This is a genomic window from Spirosoma spitsbergense DSM 19989, assembly GCF_000374085.1.
Classification (GTDB): domain Bacteria; phylum Bacteroidota; class Bacteroidia; order Cytophagales; family Spirosomataceae; genus Spirosoma; species Spirosoma spitsbergense.
Genome location: NZ_KB893493.1, coordinates 1 through 2826, shown reverse-complemented (window position 1 = coordinate 2826; position 2826 = coordinate 1). Strand labels below are relative to the sequence as shown.

General features: G+C 41.8%; 4 protein-coding genes and 1 tRNA gene. All 5 read right to left on the bottom strand.

Going from position 1 to position 2826, the window contains the following annotated elements:
- The coding region (locus tag B157_RS35090; protein ID WP_245565059.1) for a hypothetical protein at window positions 1-474 on the bottom strand (474 nt) is incomplete at its 3' end.
- A 141-nt stretch (window positions 475-615) separates the two neighbouring features.
- Window positions 616-1014: a response regulator gene (locus B157_RS0111365; RefSeq protein ID WP_020603448.1), complete on the bottom strand. Its 399-nt coding sequence runs from the start codon at window positions 1012-1014 to the stop codon at window positions 616-618.
- A 44-nt stretch (window positions 1015-1058) separates the two neighbouring features.
- A tRNA-OTHER gene (locus B157_RS0111360) sits at window positions 1059-1129 on the bottom strand.
- A gap of 313 nt (window positions 1130-1442) precedes the next feature.
- Window positions 1443-1973 (bottom strand): RNA polymerase sigma factor, encoded by a 531-nt coding sequence (locus B157_RS40480; protein WP_020603447.1) that lies wholly within the window; start codon window positions 1971-1973, stop codon window positions 1443-1445.
- A 462-nt stretch (window positions 1974-2435) separates the two neighbouring features.
- Complete coding sequence (locus B157_RS0111350; protein WP_020603446.1) at window positions 2436-2747, bottom strand: HU family DNA-binding protein; 312 nt, start codon at window positions 2745-2747, stop codon at window positions 2436-2438.
- Window positions 2748-2826 lie beyond the last annotated feature (79 nt).

Below are 2826 nucleotides of genomic sequence, written 5' to 3'. Positions count from 1 at the left end.
CTTTTTACCGAATAACCATTCTCGAAAACTGGCTGGGCGTTGCTGGATAGCTTCCCGGATAATGCGGAGTTCCTCGTCTCGTTGATTGTCCAATTCGGTACGTTGAGCTAATTGAACAACAACTGACTTTAAATCATCAATCTCAGTCCGTAAATCTTCCTGACGAACTGGTGGCTGATTTCCTTTCTTAAGTTGTTCTTGGGCGTACTGGCGTAGATCCTCGTTTAGATACTGGCCAATGGTTTTACCGCTTCGCTCGGCAGCTTTCTCAAAGGCGGTGCGGGTTTCAAACTCAATACCACGAATTGACCAAACGCCGACATCAGGCGCATGACGACGACGACCACCTTTGCCCTTCCTACCGCTCTCTTCCAAAGTTTCAGAGGGTGTACTACTTAATGGCAGTTCTGTAATCGTGTTTTCGAACTGCTGTTTACTAAATTCGAGTTCTGTAAGCGGGTCTTGGTTAGCCATTGAGAAAAGTCATACATTTAGTATACAGCAAACTAAGCGCTTTTTTCAGACCGAATCAATTGTATAACACATAGTATGACTTTTCTCGATCTTACTTTAGCTTATCATAACCATATGATTATCATAGAGTTTTTCTGTTATCTAATTCAGGTTCCATTCTGAAACCAACCGCCTGAGCATATGAACAACTGCTTTTAGGGAACACGGCTTTATTAAAAACTCATTGGCCCCCAAGGCGAGTGATTTTCGTCTATCGTCTTCGCTGGATGAAGTCGTTAAGACAACAACGGGTAATTTTTTATAAGCGGGAATGCTGCGTAATTCGGTTAACACATCAAACCCATTTTTAAGGGGCATATTCAAATCCAGTAGAATTAACTTGGGTAGCGAAAAAGCTTTTTCTAACTGGGACAATACCTCGTTACCATCAGATAATTGCTTAATAGCCAAAGGAAAGATAACCTCTTTAAAAGCGGCTTCAATCATCATCTGGTCATCCTCGTCATCATCCACAATCCAGACAGTTGGGGCGTTTTCCATGGCTTATAGACAATCAAAATGGGAATAATATAATTGGACAAAAGCGACTCCGGACAGACTTGAACTATCCTCTATTGATTAATATCAATTGCTCTACCAACTAAGCTACGGAGTCATATGATGGGTAAGGTAAGCCTAATTACCTGCAAAAAAACACCCACACCCTTGATAAGGCGTGGGCGAAATAATTATAACGTTGAGTAAATCAGCTTCTTGTAAACTGGTCAAGGCTAGTACTGTTTTTACGATGTAAGTTCTATCCCTGATTTATGATCTCCCTAAGCAGCCTGGCATAACAGCGATTGTAGTTGTATTTGGCTTGATTGTATTAGCTGTTTTTTGTATCTAAAGAGTGATAGTTTTCGTGTTGCACAAGTGCCCTTATGTCAATCTATGGCTATCAAGTGTTGTGGAACGTAAATTTATTGCTAACTATTTACTCTTAATCGCTGTAGAGCGCGTCGGACGTAAGTTTTAACACTACCCAATGGAAAGCCAAATTCATCCGAAACCTCTTGAAACGTGTACCCCTCGAAATACACTAACTTAATCATAATCAGTTCATTACCACTTAATGTTGAATCTACCCAACAAGTCACCCCAATAGTCTGATAGGTAGGCGTCGTAACGCCTATTATCTCGACAGCAATGTCGTCGATTGATGAATAAGTATGGTTAGACGATAAATAGCGGAAAGTGGTATTCCGGGTAATAGTAAGTATCCAAGTAAACAAGCCCCCCTTGGCCGGATCATATCGATGGAGATTGCGCCAAATTTTCAGAAAGCTATCCTGTAGCAGGTCCTGGGCTTGATCCCGGTCATGAGTGTAATGAAAAATAACCCTTAACAGTTTAGGGGCGAAGCGGGTATAGAGTTCATCAAATGCTTTTAGATGGCCAGCCTGAAGGGAGGTAACTAAGGCAGATTCATTATAAGGCTGAGTCAAGACCGGCTTCATTTGTAGCTTTTTGGTCAAAGTTTTAAACTAACCTTACTTGCGACACATTTGTTTTAAGGGATTGTTCCCGGTTTTGGTAGCTTTAAGTCAGGAGTTTGTTGGGAAAAAAGTACAACAAATCAGTTCGATATGTATTAGTAAAAATGAGCTCATACCTGTCTAGCTAGTTCAGGATTATACACGCGGTTGTATAATCAATGTTATGTGAAGCTGTCAAGCAGAGGAAATCTACGGATATTCCCTTAACATAATACGGCGCTTTCCTCTCTCCTTTCCAACGTACAATCCGGCCTGTTTTCAGGGCTTGTATAGGGTGGTTGATCTGAGAAAAACCACATAACATAATCCATCTTATACAACACCCCTTAAAATAGTGCAATAAAATGCTACCGTAAAAAAGGGTTGGAAAAGGGACAAGAAGGGGTGGTGACATACGATGTCACCACCCCTTCTTTTAGTGGGTTATACGGTCGCTTTCTTCATTTCATCAGCCGTTCCCTGCCCCTTTACCTGGTTGGTAAATTCAAGGCTGGGTTTGAAGGCGGGTATAGTATGAGCCGCAATCGTGACGGCCGTATTCTGGTTGATATTACGCCCTACTTTTTGGGCGCGTCCTTTGAGAATAAAGCTACCAAAAGTGCGGATGTAGATCGGTTCGCCCGCCGTGAGTGACTCTTTAACAACCTCGAAAAAGGCTTCCATAATGGCCCGGCTGGTTGGCATATCAAGGCCGGTTCTCTTACTGATTTGGTTAATTNCATCTTGTTTTGTCATACCTAGCTAACTGGTTTTGAGGAGAATGGGCGTAAATGGAACGCAAGAAAACTAGTTATTACACTTAGCCTATTGCTTT